This is a genomic window from Janthinobacterium amylolyticum, assembly GCF_051380655.1.
Classification (GTDB): domain Bacteria; phylum Pseudomonadota; class Gammaproteobacteria; order Burkholderiales; family Burkholderiaceae_D; genus Janthinobacterium.
In genome coordinates, this window is the sequence record NZ_JBNYXL010000008.1 from 88531 (window position 1) to 112502 (window position 23972).

The window sequence follows — 23972 nt, forward strand, 5'->3', positions numbered from 1 at the left end:
CTCCGTATCCGGCGCGCCGACATGGCCGCGTGCTCACGACGCATGCATGCGTGCATGCGGCATGCAAGCCAACTAGGAAGCCGACAAGGCGATGGGAGAACACAGGTGAAAGTGATGGACAAGATGGTCGCGGCCGACCCTGGCGTTGTACGCCTGAGCACGTATGCGCTGGAAGACAACCTGCAGGCACGCGGCGGCAGCGTTTTTCTCACCGGCACCCAGGCCCTGGTGCGCCTGCCGCTGATGCAGCGCTGGCTGGACCGCGAGCGCGGCTTGAACACGGCCGGTTTCATCAGCGGCTACCGCGGTTCGCCGCTGGGCGGCTACGACCAGGCCCTGTGGCGCGCGCGCACCCTGCTGGAAGCGCAGCAGATCCGCTTCCTGCCTGCCATCAACGAAGAGCTGGCCGCCACCGCCGTGCTGGGCAGCCAGCAGGTCGAGACCGATCCGCAGCGCACGGCCGAGGGCGTATTTGCGCTCTGGTACGGCAAGGGACCGGGCGTGGACCGGGCCGGCGATGCGCTCAAGCATGGCAATGTGTATGGCTCCTCGCCGCACGGCGGCGTGCTGGTGGTGGCCGGCGACGACCACGGCTGCGTTTCCTCGTCGATGCCGCACCAGAGCGATTTCGCCATGCAGGCGTGGAGCATGCCCATCGTCAATCCGGCCAGCATCGCCGAATACCTGGAATTCGGCTTGTACGGCTGGGCGCTGTCGCGCTTTTCCGGCATGTGGGTGGGCTTCAAGGCCATTTCCGAAACGGTGGAAAGCGGCGCCACGGTCGACCTGGACGCCCTGCACACGCGCTTCGACCAGCCGGCCGACTACAGCGCGCCGGCTGGCGGCCTGCATTACCGCTGGCCCGACCTGCCCGGCCTGCCCATCGAGACGCGCCACGCGCACAAGCTGGCCGCCGTGCACGCGTTCGCGCGCGCCAACAGCATCGACCGCCTGCTATGCCCCAGCCCGCAAGCCGATATCGGCATCGTCACCTGCGGCAAGGCGCACCTGGACGTGCTGGAAGTGCTGCGGCGCCTGGGCTTGAGCCTCGATGTGCTGGAGCGCGCCGGCGTGCGCCTGTACAAGGTGGGCCTGAGCTTTCCGCTGGAAGCGCAGCGCCTGGCGCAGTTCAAGGCGGGCTTGCGGGAAATCCTCGTCATCGAGGAAAAGGGGCCGGTGGTGGAACAGCAGATCCGCACCCTGTTCTATAACCTGCCGGACAGCGCGCGCCCGCTGGTGCTGGGCAAGCTCGATGCGGACGGCGCGCCGCTGCTGCCGGCACAGGGCGAGCTGCGCCCGTCGCGCATCGCCGGCGTGCTGGCGCAATGGCTGGCGCACCACAAGCCGGCGCTCGACCGCCGCAGCCTGCTGCCCGGCTTCGCGCCTGCCGCGCTGCTGGCGAATGCGGCCGACGGCGTGCGCCGCCTGCCCTACTTCTGTTCCGGCTGCCCGCACAACAGTTCCACCAAGGTGCCGCAGGGTTCGCGCGCGCAGGCCGGCATCGGCTGCCATTTCATGGCGTCGTGGATGGACCGCGACACCACGGGCCTGATACAGATGGGCGGTGAAGGCGTCGACTGGGTGGCCCACTCCATGTTCAGCGCCACCCCGCACGTATTCCAGAACCTGGGCGACGGCACGTATTTCCACTCGGGCTTCCTGGCCATCCGCCAGGCCATCGCCGGGCGCGCCAACATCACCTACAAGATTCTATACAACGACGCGGTGGCCATGACGGGCGGCCAGCCCATCGACGGCAGCCTGACGGTTGACGCCATCGCCTGGCAAGTGCATGCAGAAGGCGCCAAGGCCATCGCCGTGGTCAGCGACGCGCCGGAAAAATACGCGGGCCTGCACGGCCGCTTCCCGCCGCCCGCCACCTTCCACGGGCGCGAGGACCTCGACCAGGTGCAGCGCCGCCTGCGCGACGTCAAGGGCGTCACCGTGCTGATTTACGACCAGACCTGCGCGGCCGAACTGCGCCGGCGCCGCAAGAAAAAGGAATTGGCCGATCCGCCGCGCCGCATGGTCATCAACAGCGCCGTGTGCGAAGGCTGCGGCGACTGCGGCGTGCAGTCGAACTGCCTGTCCATCGTGCCGCTGGAGACCAGCTATGGCCGCAAGCGCGCCATCGACCAGTCGTCGTGCAACAAGGATTATTCCTGCGCCAACGGCTTTTGTCCCAGCTTCGTCTCCGTGCGCGGCGGCGCCTTGCGCAAGGCGGCCGACGCCGCCATCGACCCGCAAGCGCTGCGCCGCGCCGCCGCCGCCCTGCCCCTGCCCGCGCCGCACGCCTGGCACGGCCCCTTCAACCTGCTGGTGACGGGCGTCGGCGGCACGGGCGTGGTGACGGTGGGCGCGCTGGTCTCCATGGCGGCGCACCTGGAAGGCAAGCAGGCGTCGGTGCTCGACTTCATGGGCTTTGCGCAAAAAGGCGGCGCCGTGCTGTCCTTCGTGCGCCTGGCCCTGGCCGGCGAGGACCTGCACCAGGCGCGCATCGACATCGGCCAGACCGATGCCATGCTGGCCTGCGACATGGTGGTGGGCGCCAGCGCCGACGCGCTGCAAACCCTGCGCCACGGCCACACGCGCGTGGTCGCCAACACGCACCAGTTTCCCACCGCCGCCATGGTGCGCGATCCGGACGCGCCGCAGCATGCGGGCGCCCTGATGGACAAGCTGCGCCACGCCGTCGGCATGGAACACATCGCCGAATGCAACGGCCAGGTGCTGGCGCGCCAGCTGATGGGCGACACCATCATGGCCAATATACTGCTGATGGGCTTTGCCTGGCAGCGCGGGCTGATCCCCGTCGGCCTGGCGGCGCTGGAACGGGCCATCGAACTGAATGGCGTGGCCGTCGAGGCCAACAAGACGGCCTTCGCCGCCGGCCGCCTGGCCGCCTGCGGTGCGCCCCTGCTGCAGGATGTGACGTCCGGCCCGGCCCCGGCCGCGCAGGACGCCAGCCTGGGCGCGCTGGTGGCGGAGCGCAGCGCCATGCTGGCGCGCTACCAGAATAGGGCGCTGGCGGAACGCTTTCAGGCCTTTGTGGCGCGCGTGCGCGAGCGAGAAAGCGCCGTCTTCGGCGCCGATACGCCGCCCGTGCTGACCCTGGCCGTGGCGCGCGGCTACAGCAAGCTGCTGGCCTACAAGGATGAATACGAGGTGGCGCGGCTGTTTTCGGACGGCCACTTCCAGCGCGAGCTGCGGCAGCAGTTCGAGGGCGACGTGACCCTCACCTTCCACATGGCGCCGCCGCTGCTGGGCAAGCGCAAGCGCGCCTTCGGCCCGTGGATGGGCAAGCTGCTGGCGCTGCTGGCCAGGGCCAGGGGGCTGCGCGGCACGCGCTTCGACGTGTTTGGCTACAGCGCGGAACGGCGCCGCGAGCGCCAGCTGATCAGCGACTACACGGCGCGCCTGGACACCCTGCTGCCGCGCCTGAACGCCGGCAACCTGGCATCCATCGTGGCGCTGGCCGAACTGCCGCAAGCCATCCGCGGCTACGGCCATGTGAAACTGGCCAGCATCGACGCGGCCGAACAGCGCGCGCAGGCGCTGCTGGCGACACTGGAACAGCCGGCCGCCGCCGGTACGGCTGTCCCAGGCGCCGTGCCGCCCGCCCAGCCGCCTTTCCGCACCATCGCCATCCGGCGCTACCAGTAGCCATGTTTTTCATTGACCACCACGCGGCGCGGCGCCTTGCCGCGCCGCCGCGCCCAGGAGTCCTGCCTTGAAGTCCGTGTCCCTCGCCCTTCCCCTGCCCCCTGCGCGCCTGCGCGCGCTGGCCGCCGTCGCCGCGCTGACCATCGTCAGCGGCCTGGCCGCCTCGCTCTACCTGCCGGCCCCGATGGCCGGCGTGGTGGCGCTGCTGGTTTTTTGCATCAGCATGTGGGCCACGGCCCTGGTGCCCGAATACTGGCCGGCGCTGGCCTTCTTCCTGGTGGCCATGCTGTGCAAGATGGCGCCCGCGCAAAGCGTGTTCTCCGGCCTGCAGTCGACCACCTTCTGGCTGCTGTTCAGCGGCGCCGTGATGGGCGCGGCCATCGGCCATACGGGCCTGGGCAAGCGCGCGGCGGCCATCCTGTCGCGCATGCTGGGACGGCGCTACGCCGGCGTCATCGCCGGCATCGTGCTGTTCAGCGTGGCGCTGGCCTTTGTCATGCCGTCGGGCATGGGCCGCGTGGTGCTGCTCATTCCCATCACCATGGCCGTGGCCGAGCATATCGGCTATGGCGCGGGCCACAACGGCCGCACGGGCATGCTGATGGCGGCCAGCTTTTCCAGTTTCCTGCCGACCTTCGCCATCCTGCCGTCGAACGCGCCGAACATGATCCTCTCCGGCATGGCGGACAATCTGTATGGCGTGCAGATTTCGTATGTCAACTACCTGCTGCTGCATTTCCCCGTGCTGGGCATCCTCAAGTCCGTGCTGCTGGTGCTGCTGATCCTGTGGATGTTTCCCGCCGCCGACCCCGTGCGCGCGGCCGCGCAGGCGCAGCGGCAAGGCCCCATGTCGGCGCAGGAGACGGGCCTGGCCGTGGTGCTGGGCATCTGCCTGGCCCTGTGGATGACGGATGGCCTGCACCATGTGTCGCCGGCCTGGGTCGGCCTGGCCGCCGCCCTGGTCTGCCTGTGGCCGGCCGCCGACCTGACGTCGAAAAAATGCCTGAACCAGGAAATCAACTATGGCTCGCTGCTGTTCGTGGCCGGCGTGATGGGCCTGGGCGCGGTGATTTCGGAAAGCGGCCTGGGCGAAGCCGTGGTGCATGGCCTGAGCCGGCATGCGCGCTTCGCCGCCGACACGCCGCTGTGGAACGCCGCCGTGTTGACGCTGATCTCGACCGTGGTATCGCTGGTGACCAACCTGGCCGGCGTGCCGGCGACGATGACGCCGCTGGCGCAGGACCTGGCGGCCGTCACGGGCCTGCCGCTGATGACGGTGCTGATGACGCAGGTGCTGGCCTTTTCGAATGTCTGCCTGCCCTACCAGGCGCCGCCGCTGATTTTCGCCATGCAGGCGGCCAGCCTGCCGCTGGCGGCCGTCACCCGGCTTTGCCTGAGCCTGTTCGTGCTCAGCCTGCTGATCCTCACGCCGCTGGACTTCCTGTGGTGGCACGTGCTGGGCCTGCTGTAGCGCCGTGGCGCGGCAGTTGGCGCGCCGGCACTTTCTCACGAAAAGTAACAATTTACGCTATTTCAAGGGCAGCCGCGCACCACTATGGTGAAAAGGAGAAGGAAAAAGTCACAAATTATTACCCATTTCGCAGGCATTGTTAATGCGGTATTCTTATTAAAATCACATATAATGCATAGTTGAAAAACAAATAAGAATATCCGGAATTTCATTCATCTTTTAACTTAGTGGACCCGCCCCTCATGGAAATCCATCACCTGAAAACCTTCGCCACGGTGGCGCGCGAGGGCAGCATTACGCGCGCATCCGAACGGCTGTTCCTCAGCCAGCCCGCAGTCAGTGCCCATGTCAAGGCGATGGAGGATTATCTCGGCCTCACCTTGTTTGAACGCACGGCGCGCGGCATGAGCCTGACCAGCAGCGGCCAGCGCATCCTGGCCAAGGCCGAACGCACCCTCAACATCCACCGCGAACTGCTGGACGAGGCCAACCACATCAAGGGCCGCCTGGCCGGCAAGCTGCGCATCGGCGTCGGCGGCCAGTCCAACAACGAAGCGATCGGCCGGCTGGTGCGGCGCTTTTCCGAGCACCATCCGGAAGTCGAAGTCTCGCTGGAACACGGCAGCTCCACCGGCACCCTGAACGGCATCCGCAGCGGCACGCTGGACGCCGGCTTCTACAATGAGGCGCGCTCGCCCGACGACGACCTGATGACGATCGAAGTGGCGTGTTTCCCTGTGTATGTGGCGGCGCCCGCCGGCATGCTCGATACCACCCAGCCGCTGGACTGGAATGCGCTGGCCGAGCTGCCGTGGATTTTCGCGCCATCGAGCCTGTGCTGCGGCGGCGCCGCCGAACACCTGTTCAAGACGCGCAATTTCCGCCCGCGCCGCATCATCAGCATCGACCGCGAAAGCGTCACGCGCTCGATGCTGGCCGAGCGCCTCGGCGTCGGTCTGCTGCATGGCGACACGGCGATGGAAGCGCAGCGCCTCGGCGAGATCGACATCCTGTGCGTGGCCCAGTCTTCCGTGCGCAATCTGTTTGCGCACCTGGCTTCGCGCGCCAGCGAGCCGATGTTCGAGGCGATCAATGATGCGTTGAGCGAATCGGGCATATTGGCCGCCTGAACCGCCAATATGCCACGCCAGTGCCGCAGCCAGCAGGGGAAACCTAGCCAGCCAGGCGCTGCATCTGGTTGAAGATGTTTTTGCGGTGCATTTCTTCCGTGCCGCCCACGCTGGCGAAAGCCAGGGCGTTTTTCATCAGCTCGGCCACCCTGCCATTGTGGTAGCCCAGGCTGCCGTACAGCTTGACCAGGCTGGTGGCGCTGTTGATCAAGTCTTCGGATCCCACCAGCTTGGCAATGGAGCAGCTCATCAAGCCTTCGCGCTGGCCTGCCAGCAATTGCGACAGCGCGCCAAACGCCAGCCAGCGCGAACGTTCCATGCCGATGCGGATATCGACCAGGCGCCGCTGCACATACTGGTGGTTGTCGATGCTGCTATTGAAGCTGCTGCGGCTGGCCGCGTAGCGCATCGCCTCGTCCAGGTAGGGCGCGATCAGGTTGGCCGCCGCCAGGCCGTAGTACAGGCGTCCCAGCGAAATGGTGTCGATCAGGGTGGCCAGGCCGCGCCCGGGTGCGCCCAGCAGCTGCGACGGGCGCACCGCGACATCCTCGAAATGCAGGGCGCCGGTGGGCAGGTTGCGGTTGCCCAGCTTGTCGTCCACCTGGCCGGCGCGCAGACCAGGCGTGCCGCGGTCGAGCAGCGCCAGCGCGATGTTGTGCTCTTCCTTGTCCGCCAGGCGGCAGACGATCAGGGCGAAATCCATGATCGGTGCGTGCGCGATATTGTATTTGCCGCCATTGAGCACATAGCCGTCGGCCGTGGCGCGCAGGGTGCTCTGGATGCTGCGCACGTCCGTGCCCGTGCCCGGCTCGGCAATGCCGGTGGCGCTGACCTCGCCGCGCAGGATGGCGCCGAAATAGCGGTCGCGCTGCGCTTCCGTGCCGTGCCGCGCCAGGCCCCGCACCATGCCGGCCTGGGCGATGACCGACAGCAGCAGTTCCGGCGCGCCGATGGTCGACGACAGGCCGTCGAGGGCGGCGGTGAAATTCCACCAGTCGCCCGTCGCGTGATCGCTGCCGGGCACGATCATGCGCCACAGGCCGGCGTCGCGCAGGCGCAGCCATCCGTCAAAATCAAAACCTTCTGCGCGCGCGGCGGCGCCGGCGGCAATCTCGCTGCCGATGCCGGCATAGCGCTGGCGTATCTCGCCCTGTTGCGGTGTAAACATCATGGTTAGCCTTGTCATTCAGTGAGGGGAACAGGGCCGCGCGGGCGGCCCTGGCAAGCAAGCCGTCAGTCCGACAGGACGACGGAGCGGCCGATGGCGCCGTGCAGGTCGAGGCAGCGCTCGAACCAGGTGCTGACGGGATCGTCGGCCGGCAGCAAGGGCGCCGGCACGGTGATGCGCGCCCACTGCAGCACGCCGAACAGGATGTAGTCGGCAAACAGGGGCTGCGCACCGCCCAGCCAGCGCTGTTTTGCCAGCACGCTGCGCAGCGGCGCGAATTTTTCCGGCAGCGCCGCCAGTTCGATGTGGCGCGTGGCAGCAGCCTCTTCCAAGGTCTTGCCGAAGCGCTTCTCGCGCGCCGCGCGGAAGTACGCCTGGTCCGCCGGCGACATCAGCGCATGCATGTCCATGGCGGCGATGGCCGAGACGGGCGGATGGATGACAGTCTGGCTGAAGCTTTCGACAAAGCGGGCCATGGCCTGGCCGCCGGGGCCGCCGAACAGGCTTGGCCTGTCTGGATAGGCGCGCTCCAGGTGCACGGCGATTTCAAAGCTGTCGCCCTCGATGTGGCCATTGTCGTTCAGCACCGGCACGCTCTTGTAGCTGCCGTCCTCGATGCCGGCGATTTCGGCGAAAGAGACGGGCCGCACCTCGGCCTGCAGTTCCTTGTGCTTGAGTGCCATGATGATTTTCCACACATGGGGCGAATAATGCCGGCGCCGGTCGGCGGCGCACAGGCTGTACAGGATGATGGACATGATGCGGTTCTCTCAGGTTGGCGTGGAAGGTCAGGCCGCGGCGCCGGTCAGCGCCAGGCGCTGTATGCCGCTGGCGGGGAAGCGTTCGCGCAGCAGCGCCAGCACTTGCTCGGGGCTGGGCAGCGAATGGTGGCCATGCATGCGCTCGAGCAGCGGATCGAAATGGTCGCGCCACACGGGTTCGATGATGATGTAGCCGTCCTCGCGCAGCTGTGCCAGGTTGCGCTGCACGGCCGGCTTGGCCAGCATCGGCCCGCCCATCACAGGAAACAGCAGCACGGGGAAGGTGGCGGCCAGGATCACGGTGGTCAGGCGGTTGCCGGAAAAGCCGTTCGCCACGGCCGCCAGGGTATTCGCGGTGGCGGGCAGCACCAGCAGCAGGTCATGCTCGGCGGCCAGGCGGCCCGGCTTGTCGGTCGGCCAATCCTGTGGCCGTTCGCCGCTGATGACGCGGTCGACATACAGCGCGATCGATTCCGGCTTGAGGAAGTTGGTGGCGTTGGGCGTCATCAGCACGCTCAGTTCGCAATCGAGATGGTCCTTGATGATGCGCAGGTAGTTCGGCAGCAGGGTCGAATCGAGCGAGCCCGTGACGCCGATGAGGATGCGCGGCTTGTGTTTTTTGACTGGCGTTTCCATGGTGTGAGGTCCAGGTGGTGGCAAGGGTGTGCCGGGTTAAGTGTGTACAGGCTGGCGGCGGCGCTGGTGCGCGCGCACCGCCATGACCATGCGGTCGAGGATCTCGGCCAGCAGCGGCTGCGAGGTGGCGAAATTGAGGCGCGCGCAGTGCGGCGCGCGCGCGTCGAAGACTTCACCCGGGCTGAGCGCCACCTTCGCATGCTGCAGGAAGAATGCCGCCGCCGGCTGGTCCAGTTCCAGCGCCGCGCAATCGAGCCACAGCAGATACGTGCCCTGCGGCACGTGGAAGCGGACGGACGGCAGCTCGCGGCGCAGGATCTCCACCGCATAGTCGCGCATGGCCAGCAGGTGCGCGCGCACGGCGTCGAGCCAGGATTCGCCCTCATTCCAGGCCGCCACGGTGGCGTCGATGCCCAGGTTGTTGACGGCGCCCGTCAGGCGCGCGGGCACACGCGCGTGGAAGCGCTGCTGCAGCTGCGGCGTGCCGAAATGCGCGACGGCGCAGCGCAGGCCGGCGATATTGAAGCTCTTGGTGGCCGAGTTCAGGGTCACGGTGCGCGCCGCGGCCGCGTCGGACAGTGCGGCGAACGGCAGGTGCTGCGCGCCAGGGTAGACCAGGTCGGCATGGATTTCGTCGGACACCACAATCAAGGCATGGCGCTCGGCGAAGGCCAGCACGCCGTCGAGTTCCGCGCGGCTCATCACGCGCCCCGTCGGATTGTGCGGATTGCACAGGATCAGCACGCGCGTGCGGGCGTCGACGGCCTGCGCCAGACCTTCCAGGTCGAGCTGGTAGCCGTCAGGACCGGCGCGCATTTCCAGCGGCACCAGGCGCCGGCCCGTGCCCTCGACCGCTTCGCGGAACGGCGCGTAGTGCGGCACTTGCACGATCACGCCGTCGCCCGGGTCGGAAAACGCCATCACGGCGGCAAACGTCGCCTGCACCAGGTCGGGCAGCACCAGCACCTGGTCGGCCTCGGCCTGCCAGCCGTACAGGCGGCGCATGCGCGCGGCGAACGCATGGGCCACGGCGCGGTCAGCCTTGCGCCCGTCGCGCAGCGGATACGTAAAGTCGACGCGTCGCAGCACCTGCGCCAGCGCCGCCTGCACGGCGGGCGCCGTGCCCAGGTCCATGTCGGCCACGCAGGCGGCCAGCACGCCGGGCTGGTACTGGCGCCACTTGAAACTCTGGCGCGCCAGCAGCTGATCCAGGCTCAGCGCCAGGCCCTCTTGCAGGGTAGCGAGCTGGCGGCTCATGCTTCGGTAAACACGCGGTTCAGGAAGCCGTTGAACCAGGCCCGCAGCGCCTTGTCGTGCAGCACCCGTCCCTGCAGATGCTGTTCGCCCTGCTGCGCGTTCGGCAGGTGGAAGCGGTGCGCGCCCTTCACGGCCCAGCGGCGCTGCATGGCCAGGGTCAGCTCGGGGTGGTACTGGATGCCCCAGGCCTTTTCGCCATAGCGGAAAGCCTGGTTGCGGTAGGCGTCGCCCTCGGCCAGCAGGATGGCGCCCTTGGGCAGCTCGAAGCCCTCCATGTGGAAGTGGTACACCATCTCCGGCCACTTGGGCATGATGCGCTCGCCCTCGGCCGTCGGCTTGAGCGGATACCAGCCGATTTCCGTGACGTCGCCCTCGGCCGCCGTCACCTTGCAGCCGAGGTTCTTGGCCAGCATCTGCGCGCCCAGGCAGATGCCCAGGTACGGCCGGTTTTCCGCCAGCGGCACGGACAGCCACTCGATCTCGCGGCGGATGTGCGCGTCGCCGTCGTTGGCACTCATCGGCCCGCCGAACGAGATCACGCCCGCGTGGCCGTCGAGCGTGTCGGGCAGCGGATCGCCGCACACGGGGCGGCGGATATCGAGCTCGAAGCCCTTGTCGCGCAGCAGCTTGCCGGCGCGGCCAGGGGTCGACGCCTCCTGCCGCAAGATCGCCAGGATCGGCCGCTTGCTGCCGCGCCGGCCCTGCATCGTTTCACTCATGTTGCTCTCCTTGTAGCTTGTTGCGCTGGATGTAGGACTCCACCAGGCTGGCATACGGCGGCACGAAGGTCACCAGGGTCTGCTGGCCCACCTTGATGGTGTCCTTGACGTCGAAATGCAGATGGATCGGCAGCTTGTCGATCCAGTTGTTGGATATCCTGCCGATGCGCGCGCCGCGCGCCACCGGCTGCAGTTCGCGCACGGCCAGGTCGCTGGTATTGAGGTGCACATAGCGGTACAGGGTGCCGGCGGCCGTCTGCAGGGTCACGCTGAAGCGCGCGATCTGCACGATGACGCCATCATCGGCCGCTACCGCCCAGTGATAGTTGGCGCGGCAGGTGGCCGGGCGCAGGTCCTGGCCCTGGTGCCCGCCGGACAGGCAGAACGGCAGGTTGTCCTTGCGCAGCTCGCAAAAATTGTCGCGCCACGGATAGGCATAATTGCTGTCGTCGCAGGAATCGCCTGCCTTGCCGCGCTGGCCGCCGACGCCATAGAAATGCGAACTGGCGTAGGCCGCGCCCTTCTCGATGGGAAAGCGCATGTCCGGATACAGCACGGCGGTGCTGGCCACGCCGCTGCCGCTGCCGGGCAGCAGCGCGCCGGGTGGCAGGAAACGGTCATCGTTGCCGGCCAGCGCCGGCAGCGCCATGGCGCCCAGCGCAGCGGCCAGCACGCCATGTAATACAGTCATTTTCATCATGGTTTTTCTCCCGCCACCAGCAGCAGCGCGCGCGCCGTGTCGGCCAGATATTGCGGATCGGTGCAGCGCTTGTCCTTCAGCGGTTCGTCGCAGCTCATGCGCAAGGTGTAGGCGGCGCCAAAGCGCGTGAAGCTGTAGTCGGCGCCGTCGCCTATCGATTCGAAGGCGCCGCCCGCATGTTCAAGTTTCAGGTCACTTGGCGCGACGAGGTGCGTGGCGCTGCCGAACAGGCCCAGCTTCGCACCGGCCGGCGCATACAGGGCCGCATAGGCCGTGCCCTGCCCATGGAAACGCGGCGCGCCCCAGTCGCCTTCGGCCGGCAGCAGCAGTACCGGTATCCTGACCTGCGCCAGGCCGGCCGGCGCCGTGGCGCGCAGCGGCCGCAGCACGGCGTCGGCCTGCGCCGCGCTGGCGCGGGCCTGGCCGGCAGCGGGCCAGTCGATCGGCGTCAGCACGCGCCGCGCCGGTTCTGCGGCGCCGGCGGCCACGCACGCCGTGGCGCCCGCGATCATGAGCAGCGAAGCGCCCAACGCTTGCAGCGATGCCAGGCGCGCCATCTTAAAGGCTGCCCTGGTAGGCCAGCACGGTCTGCTTGAACGACTCGGGCACGGGCTGCGTGGCCTGCTTGTCGTAGTCGTACATGACGTGCACGGAAATGGCCTTGGCCATCACCACGCCCTGCTCGTCGCCGATGTGCATGATGTGCTCCATTTCAAAGCTCTTGCCGCCGAACTTGGAGACATGGCTGAGCACCAGCACCTTGTCGCCGTACTTGGCCTGGGCGATGTATTCGCACGCGGTTTTCACCATGATGTGCGGCAGCTTTTCGCTCTTTGGAATTTCCAGGATGCGGTGCATGTATTCGAGGTAGGCCGTCTGCATGTACTCGTAGTACACGGGGCTGCTGACGTGGCCCATCGAGTCGGTGTCGCGGTAACGGATGTCGAGATTGGTCTTGAAAGAGCGGCGCATCATTGTGTCCTCATGTGGCGGTTATATCCGGTCATGCCGGCTTGGGTAGTGACATTTCGCCAATGATGCTAAGACCGATCGAGGGTGCCTCACAAGACGCAATATCTGAGGGCGGACGTCCAAATATCTGAGGAGCCGAATGGCGTTCGTTGCGCTACCATCGCTGCAGAAATATGCCGGCAACACGGACCTGGCGCATGGCGCCACGGCTGCGGCGCGCACTGGCGCGGCAGCATAGTTTTCCTCTACCCCACCCCATTTGAATGAAAGGCGCATCGATGAAAATCGCGATCCTGGCCGACCGCCTCGAGCTGTTGAACATCAAGAAAGATTCGACTTACGCGATGATGCAGGAAGCGTCCGCGCGCGGCCACGCACTGCACGTGTTCGAGCAGCAGCATCTGCACTGCGAAGGCGGCGTGGTCAGCGCCAACGCGGCGCGCGTGCAGCTGGTCGACGAAGCGGGCACGTGGTTCCGCCGCGAGGCGGCGACAACGCTGCCGCTGGCGCAGTTCGACGCGGTTTTGGTGCGCAAGGATCCACCCTTCGACATGGAATACCTGTACAGCACGCACCTGCTGGACATGGCCGAGCGCCAGGGTGCGCGCGTCTTCAACCGGCCTTCGGCCGTGCGCAAGCACAACGAGAAACTGGCGATCCTGGAATTTGCGCAATTCTGCGCGCCGACCCTCGTCAGCCGCGAGCCGTCGCGCCTGCGCGCCTTCCACGCCGAGCACGGCGACGTCATCTTCAAGCCGCTCGACGGCATGGGCGGCGCCGGCATTTTCCGCGTGCGCGAGGATGGCATGAACCTGGGCGCCACCGTGGAAATGCTGACGCGCGACGGCGCCGTCACCATCATGGCGCAGCGCTACATTCCAGCCATCAGCGAAGGCGACAAGCGCATCCTGCTGATCGGCGGCAAGCCCGTGCCGCATGCGCTGGCACGCATACCGCAGGCAGGCGAAGTGCGCGGCAACCTGGCGGCCGGCGGACGCGGCGAAGCGCGCGTGCTGACGGCGCGCGACCGCGATATCGCCGAGACCCTGGCGCCGCTGCTGGCGGCGCGCGGCCTGCTGCTGGTCGGGCTGGACGTGATCGGCGCGCACCTGACCGAAATCAATGTCACCAGTCCCACCTGCTTCCGCGAAATCATGCAGCAGACGGGTTTCGACGTGGCGGGCATGTTCATCGATGCGCTGGAAACGGCGGCATCGCTCACGCAGACAAACGAGGAACAAGCATGAACAAGGTAAGCACACTGCAAAGCTGGATAGGCGGACGCTGGATGGGCAGCGAAGCGGGCCTGTCGCTGCACAGCGCCATCGACAATTCGCTGATCTATCACACGCATGCCGAGTCGGTCGACGCGCAGCAGGCGCTCGATTATGCGCGCCGCACCGGCGTGCCGGCCCTGATGGCCCTGGACTTCCAGCAGCGGGCGGCCTGCCTGCGGGCGCTGGCAACGCATATCCAGCAGCATCGCGAAGCGCTGTATACCATCGCCTACCAGAGCGGCGCCACGCGCGCCGACAGCAAGCAGGATATCTGCGCCGGCATCGGCGTGCTCAATTCCTACGCCGGCATCGCCGCCAGCGGCCTGCCTTCGGGCAATGTGCTGCATGAAGCGCCCGCCATGTCGCTGTGCCGGCGCGGCGGCGCGGCCGGCACCCACATCATGGTGCCGCGCGGCGGCGTGGCCCTGCATATCAACCCCTTCAACCTGCCCGTCTGGTCGCTGCTGGAAAAATTCGCCGCCAGCTTCCTGGCCGCCATGCCCTGCATCGTCAAGCCGGCCACCTGCACCAGCTACCTGGCCGAGGCGCTGGTGCGCCTGATCGACGCTTCCGGCCTGCTGCCGAAAGGCGCGCTGCAGCTGGCCATCGGCCCGGCCGACGCGCTGCTGGCACGGCTGCAGGACAACGACGCCGTCAGCTTCACCGGTTCGGACGCCACCGCCACGACCTTGCGCAACCACCCCAACCTGCTGGCGCGCTCGGTGCAGGTCAGCCTGGGCGCGGCGTCGCTCAATTGCGCCATCCTGGGACCGGACGTGCGCAGCGGCGAGCCGGAATTCGAGCTGCTGGTCGACGCCATCGTGCGGTCGATGACGGTCAAGGCGGGCCAGGACGGCGCCGCCATCCGCCGCGTCATGGTGCCGCACGGGCAGATCGAGGCGCTGACGGCGCGCCTGCGCGAACGCCTGGCGGCCGTGGTGATCGGCGACCCGGCGCAGGCTGGCGTGCAAATGGGACCGCTGGCCTCGCAGGCACAGCGCAGCGAACTGGGCGCCCGCGTGCGCGCGCTGGCCGAGGAAAGCGACATCGTCTGCGGCCAGGTGGACGGCTACGCGCCCTCGGGCGACGGCGTGCGCGATGGCGCCTTTGCCGCGCCCACCCTGCTGCTGTGCCGTGGCGGCGCGCGCGGCGACGCCGTGCATGAAATCGAGGCCTTCGGCCCCGTCTGCGCGCTGATGCCGTATGCGGACGTGGAAGAAGCGCTGGCGCTGGCCGCGCGTGGTCGGGGCAGCCTGGCCAGCACGCTGGCCACGCGCGATCCGAAGCTGGCCGCGTATGCCGTGCCGCGCCTGGCCGCCTCGCACGGGCGCGTGCTGGTGCTGGAACGCGAAGTGGCGGCGGCGGGAACGGACGTGCTGGCGTCGGCGCACCTGAAATACGGCGGCCCCGGACGCGCCGGCTGCGGCGAGCAGCTGGGCGGCCTGCGCGCCATCTCGCAATATTTGCAACGCTCGGCGCTGCAAGGCTCACCCACCATGCTGACGGCCGTGACGGGCGAATACGTGCGCGGCGCCGCCGTGCGCGAAAGCGTGCAGCATCCGTTCCGCAAGCATTTCGACGAACTGGAAGTGGGCGAATCGCTGCTGACGCACCGGCGCACCGTCTGCGAGGCCGACATCGTCGGCTTTGGCGGCATCTCGGGCGATTATTTCTACATGCATTTCGACGAGATCGCCGCGCGCGATTCGCAGTTCGGCAGGCGCATCGCGCACGGCTATTTCGTGCTGGCCGCGGCCGCCGGCCTGTTCGTCTCGCCGGCGCCCGGTCCCGTGCTGGCCAATTACGGGCTCGACGACCTGCGCTTCGTCGCCCCGGTCGGCATCGGCGACACCATCCGCGCGCGCCTCACCTGCAAGCGCAAGGTCGACCGCCAGCGCCGCGACGACAAGGGCGTGGGCCAGGGCGTGGTGTCGTGGGACGTGCAGGTCACCAACCAGAACGACGAGCTGGTGGCCAGCTACGACATCCTGACCCTGGTGGCCAAGCGCGCCTGCCATTGAGCGCCAGCCCTCAGTTTTCCTGATGGGCCGTCTCAAGAAATACAAATAGCCAAGGTCGTCCGCCTCTTCCAGAATGGCGGCTGACGAGATGAAGCCAACCGGGTATTTCAGGGACCGGGAGCGGCGCGGCGCGCCACTTCCAGTCCCGGGACAGCGCTGCTGTAGCAGATTCGACTGACGCTGCGCAGGCCAGCACCTGCGCCCTCCCTACCCCCGTGGCTTCCCTTCTGATAAAGACGACCTTCCCATGCGACATGCCGTACCCCTTGCCGTTCCACTGTTCCTGCTTGGCGCCAGCGCGCTGCCCATCGCCCCCCTCGCTTTCGCGCAGCAAACGCCGGACACGCGCGCCGAACTCGCCGAACCAGCCGCGCCGCTGGCGACCCTGCCCGAAGTCAAACTCATCGGCCAGTCCGCACCGGACGCGCCGCTGCCCGGCATTACGCGCATTTCCCGCGAGACCCTGCAGCGCCAGCAGGCGATGGACGTGGCCGACATCTTCGCCAACGAACCTGCCGTCAGCATCGGCGGCGGCGCCAGCAATGCGCAGCGCCTCTACCTACGCGGCGTCGATGGCGCCAACCTGAACATCAGCATCGATGGCGCGCACCAGGGACGCAGCCTGCACCAGCACCGGGGCGACCTGGGCGGCATCGACCCCGACCTGCTGAAACAGGTCGATATCCAGCCTGGGCCCAGCGCCGATGCGGGGCCGGGCGCGCTGGGCGGCAGCATCCGCTTTGACACGGTCGATGCGCAAGACTTGCTGGCGCCCGGCAAGCGCGCGGGCGCCAGCGTGCGCGCGGCCTACGCCAGCGCCGACGAGGCGCTGCGCGGCGCCATCAGCGTGTATGGTATGCCCGGCGAAACGCTGGACAATAAACTGGGCTTGCTGGCCCACGTGAGCGCCGTCAACCGCGAAAACTACCGCATCGGCGGCGGCGGCGACGTGCCCAATTCGGCCGGCCATGACCGCGACTACCTGCTCAAACTGAGCTTGCTGGACCTGGCCGGCCACAGCCTGCGGCTGGGCGCGGCGCGCAACCGCAATGCGGGCCTCTACCTGTTCAGCAGGGTCGGCAGCGACAACGGCTATGCACCCGCGAACGCCGTGCCCACCTACCAGCGCAGCGAACGCCATACCTATACCGTGGAGCACCGCTACCAGCCGGCCGGCAATGGCCTGCTGGACTGGAAATTCAATCTGTACCAGAATGAGAACGCACTGGAAGACGTGAGCCAGGCGCGCAGCGCCAGGACGCGGGAACGGGGCGGCAGCGTGCGCAACACGGCGCACCTGGCCTGGGCCGGCACGCAGCACCGCCTGACGGCCGGCGCCGACTTCATGGACGAGGAAGGCATCACCAATGGCGTGCTCGGTGCGGCCATCCTGGGGCCGGGCCGCAAATCGACGCAGGCGCGCAACCTGGGCGTCTTCGTACAGGAGCGCATGCGCTGGCAAGCCTTGCAGCTGTCGCTGGGCGTGCGCCATGACCACTACAACACGGCCTTCGGACCGCGTAATGTGAAGGGCGGCAAGACGTCGCCGAACGCGGGCGCCGAACTGGAACTGGGCCGCGGCGTGGGCGCCTTCGCCAGCTATGGCGAAGCCGTGCGCGCCAGCGGCATCATCCCCATCGGTTTCCTCACCAGCGTGGATAAAAAAAGCAATTTCAATAACGGCAAGCCCTTCAAGCCGGAAACCTCCGCCACGCGCGAAGCGGGCCTGCAGTACGAAGGCGCCAATGCGCTGCGGGACGGCGACCGCCTGACCGTGCGCCTCGGCTATTTCGACACGCGCATCGCCAACCTGATCGAATGGGCCGGCCAGGGCGCCGTCTACCCCGCGTATATCCGCAACATGCCCGACACCTTGCGCAGCAAGGGCTGGGAAGGCAAAGCGCTCTGGCAGCGCGGCAGCTATCACACGTCCCTGGGCGTGGTGCTGGCCGATACCACCGTGGGCGGCAAGCCATTGAGCCCGGCGCGGCGCGTGGGCACGGCGCTGGGCGACCGCCTGACGTGGGACAGCCAGTGGCAGGTGCTGCCCGGCCTGACAGCCGGCTACACGCTGAACGCCGTGCGGCGCCTGGACGACGTGCCGAAAGCGGCGGTGCAGCGGGCCGGCTACGTGCTGCACGACGTGCAGCTGCAATGGCAGCCGGCCGCGCTGCGCGCCCTGAGCCTGGCGCTGGCCGTGCGCAACCTGGGCGACAAGCGCTACACGAGCCACAGTTCGCTCGATGGCGGTACCGGCAACATCCTGCCGGAGCCGGGACGCGACGTGCGCGTGAGCGCCAGCTACCATTTTTAAGCGAAAGCATCATCCCCATCATCCATCCGTAGAGAGAAGACCACCATGACCTACACCACCCAAGCGGGCGCGCGCTGCGGCCTGTACCTCGTCAGCGCCGGCATCGGCGACCCGGACAGCATCACCGTCAAGGCGCAGAAAACCCTGCGCGGCGTCGATATCGTGTTCGGCATCCCGCGCCTGCTGGAAGCATTCGCCGAACTGCTCAGCGGCAAGGAGCAGCACAAGGCGGGCCACGGCCTGTTCAGCCCCCTGGCGCGGCGCGATACGCCGGAAGAGGAAGTCGATGCCATGGAAAAGCAGACGCGCGAGATCATCCACGCGGCGGCGGCGGCCGGCAAGACCGTCGCCGTGCTTGACTATGGCGACGCCATGATCTTCGGGCCGCAATCTGGCTACCTGAGCGAGTTCAGCGAACTCAATCCCATCGTCGTGCCTGGCATCTCCTGCTTCAATGCGGCCAATGCGGCGCTGGCCCGCGATGTCACCGGCGGCAAGCACAGCCGCTCCGTCATCCTCGCCGCCTCGGCCGACACGCGCGACGACTACACGGGCAGCGACACCCTGGACAAGCTGGCCGCCACGGGTTCCACCCTGGTGTTCTTCACCATGCGCGCCGACCTGCCCTCGCTGGTCGAACGCCTCTCGCGCCACCTGCCAGCCAGCACGCCGCTGGCCATCGTCGCGCATGCGGGCGCCGACGCGAAACAGGCCGTGCTGCGCGCCACCCTGGGCACGGTGCTGGCCCGCACGGAGAACGAAAAACCGCCGTTCGAACACCTGGTGTATGTAGGCGATTTCCTCAATTAGGCCAGGCGCATCCAGGCCACCGGCGCGGCGCCTTCCTGGCCCGCCGGCGACCCCGGGGCCTCTGCCACGCAGCGGCCGTTTTCCAGCCGCACGATGCGGTCCGCCACGTGGCGGGCGACGGGCAGATTGTGCGTGATCAGCAGCAGGGCCAGGCCGCGCGCCTCCTGCACATCGAGCAGCAGCCGCAGCACCTTGGCCTGCACCGAGGCGTCCAGCGCGGCGGTCGGCTCATCGGCCACCAGCACGGCAGGATCGGCGATCAGCGCCCGCGCGATGGCCAGGCGCTGCAATTCCCCGCCGCTCAAGCTGCGCGCCTGGCGCGCCAGGAAAGCCGGCGTGGCCGGCAGGCGCACGTCGGCCAGCGCCCGCAGCGCCGCCGCGCGGCAGGCGTCCATGCCGTCGCTGCCTGCAATGAGGAGCGGCTCGGCCACCGCCTCGAACACCGTGAAATGGCTGGCCACCGAGGCGCCCGCATGTTGCGGCACATAGGCGATGCCGACCGCCGCGCCGCCCTCCTCGCGCGCCGGCGTGGCCACCGTGCCCGCGTCGGCCTGCTGCAGACCGACGAGGATGCGCGCCAGGGTCGACTTGCCGGCGCCGGACGCGCCGACGATGACCACCGTCTCGCCCGACTGCACTTCCAGGTCCGCGCCCGCCAGCACGGCTTGCCCGCCCAGGCGCTTGTGCAGGCCGCGCGCCGACAGCACGCTGACGATGCCGCCACGCAGGCAGGCCACGCCTTGCGCGTCGAGCGCCGGCGCTTCTTCGCCGCAGCGGGCGATGCGCTGGCTGCAGCGGCTGGCGAAGGCGCAGCCGCGCGCTCTTTCTTCATGGATGCCGGCGATGCCCTGCAAATCCTTGCCGTTCTCGCGCGGCCAGGCGCGCAGCAGGCCGCGCGTGTAGGGATGGCGCGGCGACGCCAGCAGCGATGCGGCCGGCCCCATTTCCACGGCGCTGCCTCCATACAGCACCAGCACGTCGCCATCGAGCGCGCGCGCCAGATCCAGGTCGTGCGTCACCACCACCAGCTGGCGCCGCGCCGCCTCGGCGCGCAGGCGTTCGAGCACCAGCGCGCTGGTGGCCGGATCGAGCGCGGACGTCGGTTCGTCCAGCACCAGCAGGGCCGGCGCAGGCGCCAGCGCCGCCGCCAGCAGCACGCGCTGCAGCTGGCCGCCGCTGCACTGGGCCGGATAGCGCCGGTGCAGGTTTTCCGCCAGGCCCAGCGAGAGCAGCAAGTCAGCGGCCGCCTGTTCCGCCGGACCGCGCCGCAGGCCCAGGTGCCGCCGCAACGGCGCCGCCACCTGGGCCAGCAAGGTGTGCTGGGGGTTGAGGGCGTCGTGCACGTCTTGCGGCACCAGGCCCGCCTGGCGGCCGCGCCAGCGCCGCAGCGCCGCTTCGTCCGCCCCCACCAGCTGCATGCCGCCGGCGCGCAGGCTGCCGCTGGCGCGCCCCGGCGCCATGCCGAGCAAGGCGCGCGCCAGGGTGCTCTTGCCGGCGCCCGATTCGCCGATGATCACCAGCGGCAAGCCGGGGCGCGCCTGGAAGTGCAGCTGGCGCAGCAACTGGCGGCCATCGGCTTCGACGCAGAAAGCGCGCGCCGCTAGCATCGCGCGCGCTCGTCGAGGCCCTGGCCCAGCAGCGCCAGCGCGATCAGCAGCATGGCCAGGCATCCCCATGCCGCCAGGATCCAGGCGCGCGCGTCCGGGTGGGCCAGATAGGGCATGGCTTCATTGAGCATGCCGCCCCAGGTCGGGGTGCGCGGATCGGCCAGCCCCAGGAAAGCCAGGCCCGCGTAGTGAAACACGGCGCGCCGCACCAGGGCGACGGCTTGCACGGCCAGCAGCCCCGCCATGGCCGGCCACACATGGCGGCGCAGCAGATACGTGCCCGATGCCGCCGCCAGGCGCGCCGCGTCCAGGCTCTCCTGGCGCCACACCTGGCGCAGGCGCAGGCGCAACGCGCGAAATTCCGCATCCCAGCCAAACACGGCCAGCATCGCCACCAGGGCCGGCACGCCAGGCTGCATGGCCGAGGCGATGACGATGAAGACCAGGGTCGACGGCAAGGCGCTGAACAGGTCGGCCAGCCGCAGCACGAGCGCGTCGGCGGCCGGCCAGGCCAGCCCGCACAGCGCCAGCAGCACGGCCAGCGCGATGCTGGCAGCGCTCACGGCCACGCCGATGCCCAGGATGGGCAGCGCGGCGGCGGCCAGGCGCAGCAAGACGTCGCGGCCCAGGTCGTCGGTGCCCAGCCAGTGCCCGGCGCCGGGCGGCGCCAGCACGGCATCGATGGCGTCGCCCGGCCCCGGCTGCAGCCAGCTGGCGCCGGCCAGCATGAGCGTCAGCGCCAGCAGCAGCACCGTTCCCGCGCGCACCGAGGCATTCATGGCGCGCGCTGCGCACGCCGCGCCAGGCGGCCGGCCAGCACATCGGCCAGCAGATTCATGGCGAACAGCAGCAGCCCCGTGGCCAGCAGGGCGCCGCGCACCAGCGGGTAGTCGTGCTTGACGATGGCGTCCGTCAGCACCAGGTTGATGCCCGGATAGGCGAACACGGTTTCCGCGTACACGGCGCCCGACACCAGGCGCGCGGACACGGCGCCCAGGCGCGACAGCACCACGGCCAGCACGTTGGGCGCCAGGTGGCGGTAGCGCAAGGCGAACGGCCCCGTGCCCTGCGCGCGGGCCAGGTCCATGAAGGTGCGCTGGCGCACGGCGACGGCCGTGGCGCGCGCGCTCAGGAACACGCCGGCGGCGGCCGGCAGCGCCATGGCGCACACGGGCAGCAGCAGGTGCTGCGCGCGCTCGCGCCAGGCTGCCATGCCCGTCCGCGTGGAAAACGGCGCCATGGCGCCATTGCTGGGCAGCCATTCCAGGCCGTAGGCGAACAGCATCACCAGGCCCATCGCCAGGGCAAAGGGCGGGATGCTGTCGAGCGCCAGGGTGGCCGCCGTCAGCGCGCGGTCCATCGGCCTGCCCTGCGCGAACGCGGCCTCGATGCCCAGCACCACGCCCAGCAGCAGGGCCAGCGCCAGCGCGCAGGCCACCAGCAGCACGGTCCACGGCAGGTGCTGCGCCAGCAGGTCCGCCACCGGCATGCCATGGCGGATGGAATAGCCAAGGTCGAACCGCAGCAGCTGCGCCAGGTGCGCCAGGTACAGCTGCCACAGCGGCTGCCCGCCGCCCAGGCCATGGCGCGCCAGCAGGGCACCGCGTTCGGCCGCATCGAGTTCGATCAGCGCATCCTGCCCCAGCAAGGCCGTGACGGGGTCGCCCGGCATGAGCAGCGGCAGCGCGAAGTCGAGGCTGACGAGCGCCAGCAAGGCCAGCGCATAGCCTGCGGCGCGCCGGCCCAGGAAGGAAAAAGCGCTCAGCGTCGGCTCCCGTCTACTGCACGAACATCAGTTTGTTCAGCGGCAGCGAGATGCCGACGGCGATGCCGCCCGGCGTGAACCACGGCCGCAGGCGCGCATTGGCCGCCGTGATCCACTGCGGCGAATACAGGAAAAAGGCCGGCAGCTCGTCGGCATAGATGGCCTGGGCGCGGTCGAGCAGCGCGCGCCGCTTGGCCACGTCGACGGTGCCGACCTGCTGCTGCAGCAGCTCCAGCAGGTCGGCGCGGCGGAAGGCATCGCTGTAGGCGCCGTTGCCCGCCGTTTGCCGCAGCATGCTTTCCGGATCGCCATTGCTGCCCTGGCTGACAAGGGCCAGGTCGAAATCGGCGGCGGCGATGCGCGCGCCCAGGATGCCGCTGTCCATGATGCGCACATTGACTTCCATGCCCAGCTTTTCCAGCTGGCCGGCCAGCTGGCTGGCGGGCCGCGCCAGGCTGCGCGCCGCCGCCAGTTCCAGCACCCAGGGCTTGCCGCCGCTGTCGCGCAGGCGGCCATCGGGCGCGGCGCGGTAGCCCAGCTCCGCCAGCATGCGCCGCGCGACGGCGGGATCGTAGGCATACGCATCGAACGGCGCGCCGCTCTGCCAGATGCTGCCCCGCACGAAGCGTCCGGCGGACACTTCGCCCTGCCCGTTCTCGACCACGCGCAGCAGCTCCTGGCGGTCGATGCCGCGCGCGATGGCCTGGCGCAGGCGCTTGTCGTCGAACGGCGCACGCGCATGATTGAAGCGCAGCCGCACGGGATGGCCGGAAGGGGCGCTGACCACGCTGGCGAAACGGGCCACTTCGGCGGCCAGCGGCGCCGGCAGGCTGCGGATCATGTCCACCTGCCCCCGCTTGAGCGCGCCCACGGCAAGCGAAGGCTGCATGCGCAGGAACAGCAGGCTGCGCACCCTGGGCGGACCCAGGTAGTATTGTTCGTTCGCCGTAAACAGGTAGCGGCCCGCCGCCTTGTCATACGCGCCCAGGCGATAGGGACCGCTGCCGACGATGTCGGCCTGTTTGATGTGCTGCGGATCGGCCAGGCGCGCATACACATGCTGCGGCAGGATGGGCACGGAGCCGGCCAGCTGCGCCACGAATGGCGCATACACGCGCTTCAGGCGCACCCGCACCCGCCCCTTGCCCAGGTCGTCCACATTGTCGATGGCGCCCAGGTCGAACAGCGGATGCGGGTGCTGGCGCAGATACGCAAACGTAAACACCACGTCGGCCGCCGTGACGCTCTTGCCGTCATGCCAGCGCGCGTCGGGGCGCAGGGTGAACTCAATGGTGCGGTGGTCGGCGCTTTCCCGCCACGCGCTGGCCAGCCCCGGCACCAGCTTGCCAGTGGCGTCGCGCCACACCAGGGTGTCGAAAATCAGGCTGGTCAGCGTATAGCCCATGCCGCCGCTGGCATGGGTATAGGGCGTGGGCAAGCCGAAGTCGCCCTGTTCATCGGCGATGGTACAGCGCTCGATGCGTGGCGCGGGCGCTGCGGCCAGCGCTTGCGCGCGGGCGCCGGCAAGCGCCAGCCAGCCGGCAAGGAGTAGGGGCAAAAGCAAGCGAAGACGGGGCACCAGCGTTCCTGACAATCAGAAGAGAGGCCAAACCGGGCCGCCATGGGCCAGGCGAGTATGCAGCGTAGGATGGATTCCCAACTAAATGAGAATTATTTACAGCTGCACATCTTATGATTGCC

General features: G+C 68.6%; 19 protein-coding genes. 7 read left to right on the forward strand and 12 right to left on the reverse strand.

Annotated elements, in window-relative coordinates:
* The first annotated feature begins 123 nt into the window (after positions 1-123).
* From ACQ4WR_RS17900 to ACQ4WR_RS17910, 3 genes are all read left to right on the forward strand, one after another.
* Positions 124-3663, forward strand: a complete 3540-nt coding sequence (locus ACQ4WR_RS17900; protein WP_436489251.1) for an indolepyruvate ferredoxin oxidoreductase family protein — start codon at positions 124-126, stop codon at positions 3661-3663.
* 76 nt (positions 3664-3739) lie between these two features.
* Positions 3740-5134, forward strand: coding sequence for an SLC13 family permease (locus ACQ4WR_RS17905; RefSeq protein WP_436489253.1), 1395 nt, complete (start codon positions 3740-3742; stop codon positions 5132-5134).
* A 242-nt stretch (positions 5135-5376) separates the two neighbouring features.
* Positions 5377-6264 (forward strand): LysR family transcriptional regulator, encoded by an 888-nt coding sequence (locus ACQ4WR_RS17910; RefSeq protein ID WP_102298750.1) that lies wholly within the window; start codon positions 5377-5379, stop codon positions 6262-6264.
* A gap of 43 nt (positions 6265-6307) precedes the next feature.
* On the opposite strand, the gene ACQ4WR_RS17915 is transcribed toward ACQ4WR_RS17910, so the two are convergent.
* From ACQ4WR_RS17915 to ACQ4WR_RS17950, 8 genes are all read right to left on the reverse strand, one after another.
* Positions 6308-7435, reverse strand: a complete 1128-nt coding sequence (locus ACQ4WR_RS17915; protein WP_436488910.1) for an acyl-CoA dehydrogenase family protein — start codon at positions 7433-7435, stop codon at positions 6308-6310.
* Positions 7436-7497: 62 nt separating this feature from the next.
* Positions 7498-8190: a glutathione S-transferase family protein gene (locus ACQ4WR_RS17920; protein ID WP_102298746.1), complete on the reverse strand. Its 693-nt coding sequence runs from the start codon at positions 8188-8190 to the stop codon at positions 7498-7500.
* 30 nt (positions 8191-8220) lie between these two features.
* Positions 8221-8829, reverse strand: coding sequence for a flavoprotein (locus ACQ4WR_RS17925; RefSeq protein WP_436488912.1), 609 nt, complete (start codon positions 8827-8829; stop codon positions 8221-8223).
* 36 nt (positions 8830-8865) lie between these two features.
* Entirely contained in the window at positions 8866-10086 is a 1221-nt protein-coding gene (locus tag ACQ4WR_RS17930) for a MalY/PatB family protein (protein WP_436488914.1), read from the reverse strand.
* Complete coding sequence (locus ACQ4WR_RS17935; RefSeq protein ID WP_102298742.1) at positions 10083-10805, reverse strand: glutamine amidotransferase; 723 nt, start codon at positions 10803-10805, stop codon at positions 10083-10085. Before ACQ4WR_RS17935 ends, ACQ4WR_RS17930 begins: the two co-directional genes overlap by 4 nt.
* Positions 10798-11505 (reverse strand): peptidoglycan DD-metalloendopeptidase family protein, encoded by a 708-nt coding sequence (locus ACQ4WR_RS17940; protein WP_436488916.1) that lies wholly within the window; start codon positions 11503-11505, stop codon positions 10798-10800. Before ACQ4WR_RS17940 ends, ACQ4WR_RS17935 begins: the two co-directional genes overlap by 8 nt.
* Entirely contained in the window at positions 11502-12062 is a 561-nt protein-coding gene (locus ACQ4WR_RS17945; RefSeq protein WP_436488918.1) for a hypothetical protein, read from the reverse strand. The genes ACQ4WR_RS17940 and ACQ4WR_RS17945 overlap by 4 nt, the downstream gene beginning before the upstream one ends.
* A 1-nt stretch (position 12063) precedes the next feature.
* Complete coding sequence (locus tag ACQ4WR_RS17950) at positions 12064-12480, reverse strand: acyl-CoA thioesterase (RefSeq protein ID WP_102299494.1); 417 nt, start codon at positions 12478-12480, stop codon at positions 12064-12066.
* A gap of 275 nt (positions 12481-12755) precedes the next feature.
* On the opposite strand from ACQ4WR_RS17950, the gene gshB reads away from it, so the two are divergent.
* The 4 genes from gshB (at position 12756) to ACQ4WR_RS17970 (ending at position 18899) form a co-directional block, all read left to right on the forward strand.
* On the forward strand, positions 12756-13724 hold the full coding sequence (gshB, locus tag ACQ4WR_RS17955; RefSeq protein ID WP_436488920.1) for a glutathione synthase: 969 nt from the start codon (positions 12756-12758) through the stop codon (positions 13722-13724).
* Positions 13721-15775: a phenylacetic acid degradation bifunctional protein PaaZ gene (gene paaZ / locus ACQ4WR_RS17960; RefSeq protein ID WP_436488921.1), complete on the forward strand. Its 2055-nt coding sequence runs from the start codon at positions 13721-13723 to the stop codon at positions 15773-15775. The genes gshB and paaZ overlap by 4 nt, the downstream gene beginning before the upstream one ends.
* 247 nt (positions 15776-16022) lie before the next feature.
* Positions 16023-18089: a TonB-dependent receptor domain-containing protein gene (locus tag ACQ4WR_RS17965; RefSeq protein WP_436488923.1), complete on the forward strand. Its 2067-nt coding sequence runs from the start codon at positions 16023-16025 to the stop codon at positions 18087-18089.
* Between the two features lie 45 nt (positions 18090-18134).
* Positions 18135-18899 carry an SAM-dependent methyltransferase gene (locus ACQ4WR_RS17970; protein WP_436488925.1) on the forward strand — a complete coding sequence of 255 codons (765 nt, stop codon included), beginning with the start codon at positions 18135-18137 and terminating at the stop codon, positions 18897-18899.
* Here ACQ4WR_RS17970 and ACQ4WR_RS17975 read toward each other — a convergent pair.
* The 4 genes from ACQ4WR_RS17975 to ACQ4WR_RS17990 form a co-directional block, all read right to left on the reverse strand.
* Complete coding sequence (locus ACQ4WR_RS17975; RefSeq protein ID WP_436488926.1) at positions 18896-20506, reverse strand: ABC transporter ATP-binding protein; 1611 nt, start codon at positions 20504-20506, stop codon at positions 18896-18898. The genes ACQ4WR_RS17970 and ACQ4WR_RS17975 overlap by 4 nt on opposite strands.
* The gene (locus tag ACQ4WR_RS17980) at positions 20500-21285 is read right to left on the reverse strand and encodes an ABC transporter permease (protein ID WP_436488928.1); all 786 of its coding nucleotides are present in this window, start codon (positions 21283-21285) and stop codon (positions 20500-20502) included. Before ACQ4WR_RS17980 ends, ACQ4WR_RS17975 begins: the two co-directional genes overlap by 7 nt.
* Positions 21282-22220 carry an ABC transporter permease gene (locus ACQ4WR_RS17985; protein ID WP_436488930.1) on the reverse strand — a complete coding sequence of 313 codons (939 nt, stop codon included), beginning with the start codon at positions 22218-22220 and terminating at the stop codon, positions 21282-21284. The genes ACQ4WR_RS17980 and ACQ4WR_RS17985 overlap by 4 nt, the downstream gene beginning before the upstream one ends.
* Before the next feature lie 64 nt (positions 22221-22284).
* Complete coding sequence (locus tag ACQ4WR_RS17990; RefSeq protein ID WP_436488932.1) at positions 22285-23829, reverse strand: ABC transporter substrate-binding protein; 1545 nt, start codon at positions 23827-23829, stop codon at positions 22285-22287.
* Between the last annotated feature and the right edge of the window lie 143 nt (positions 23830-23972).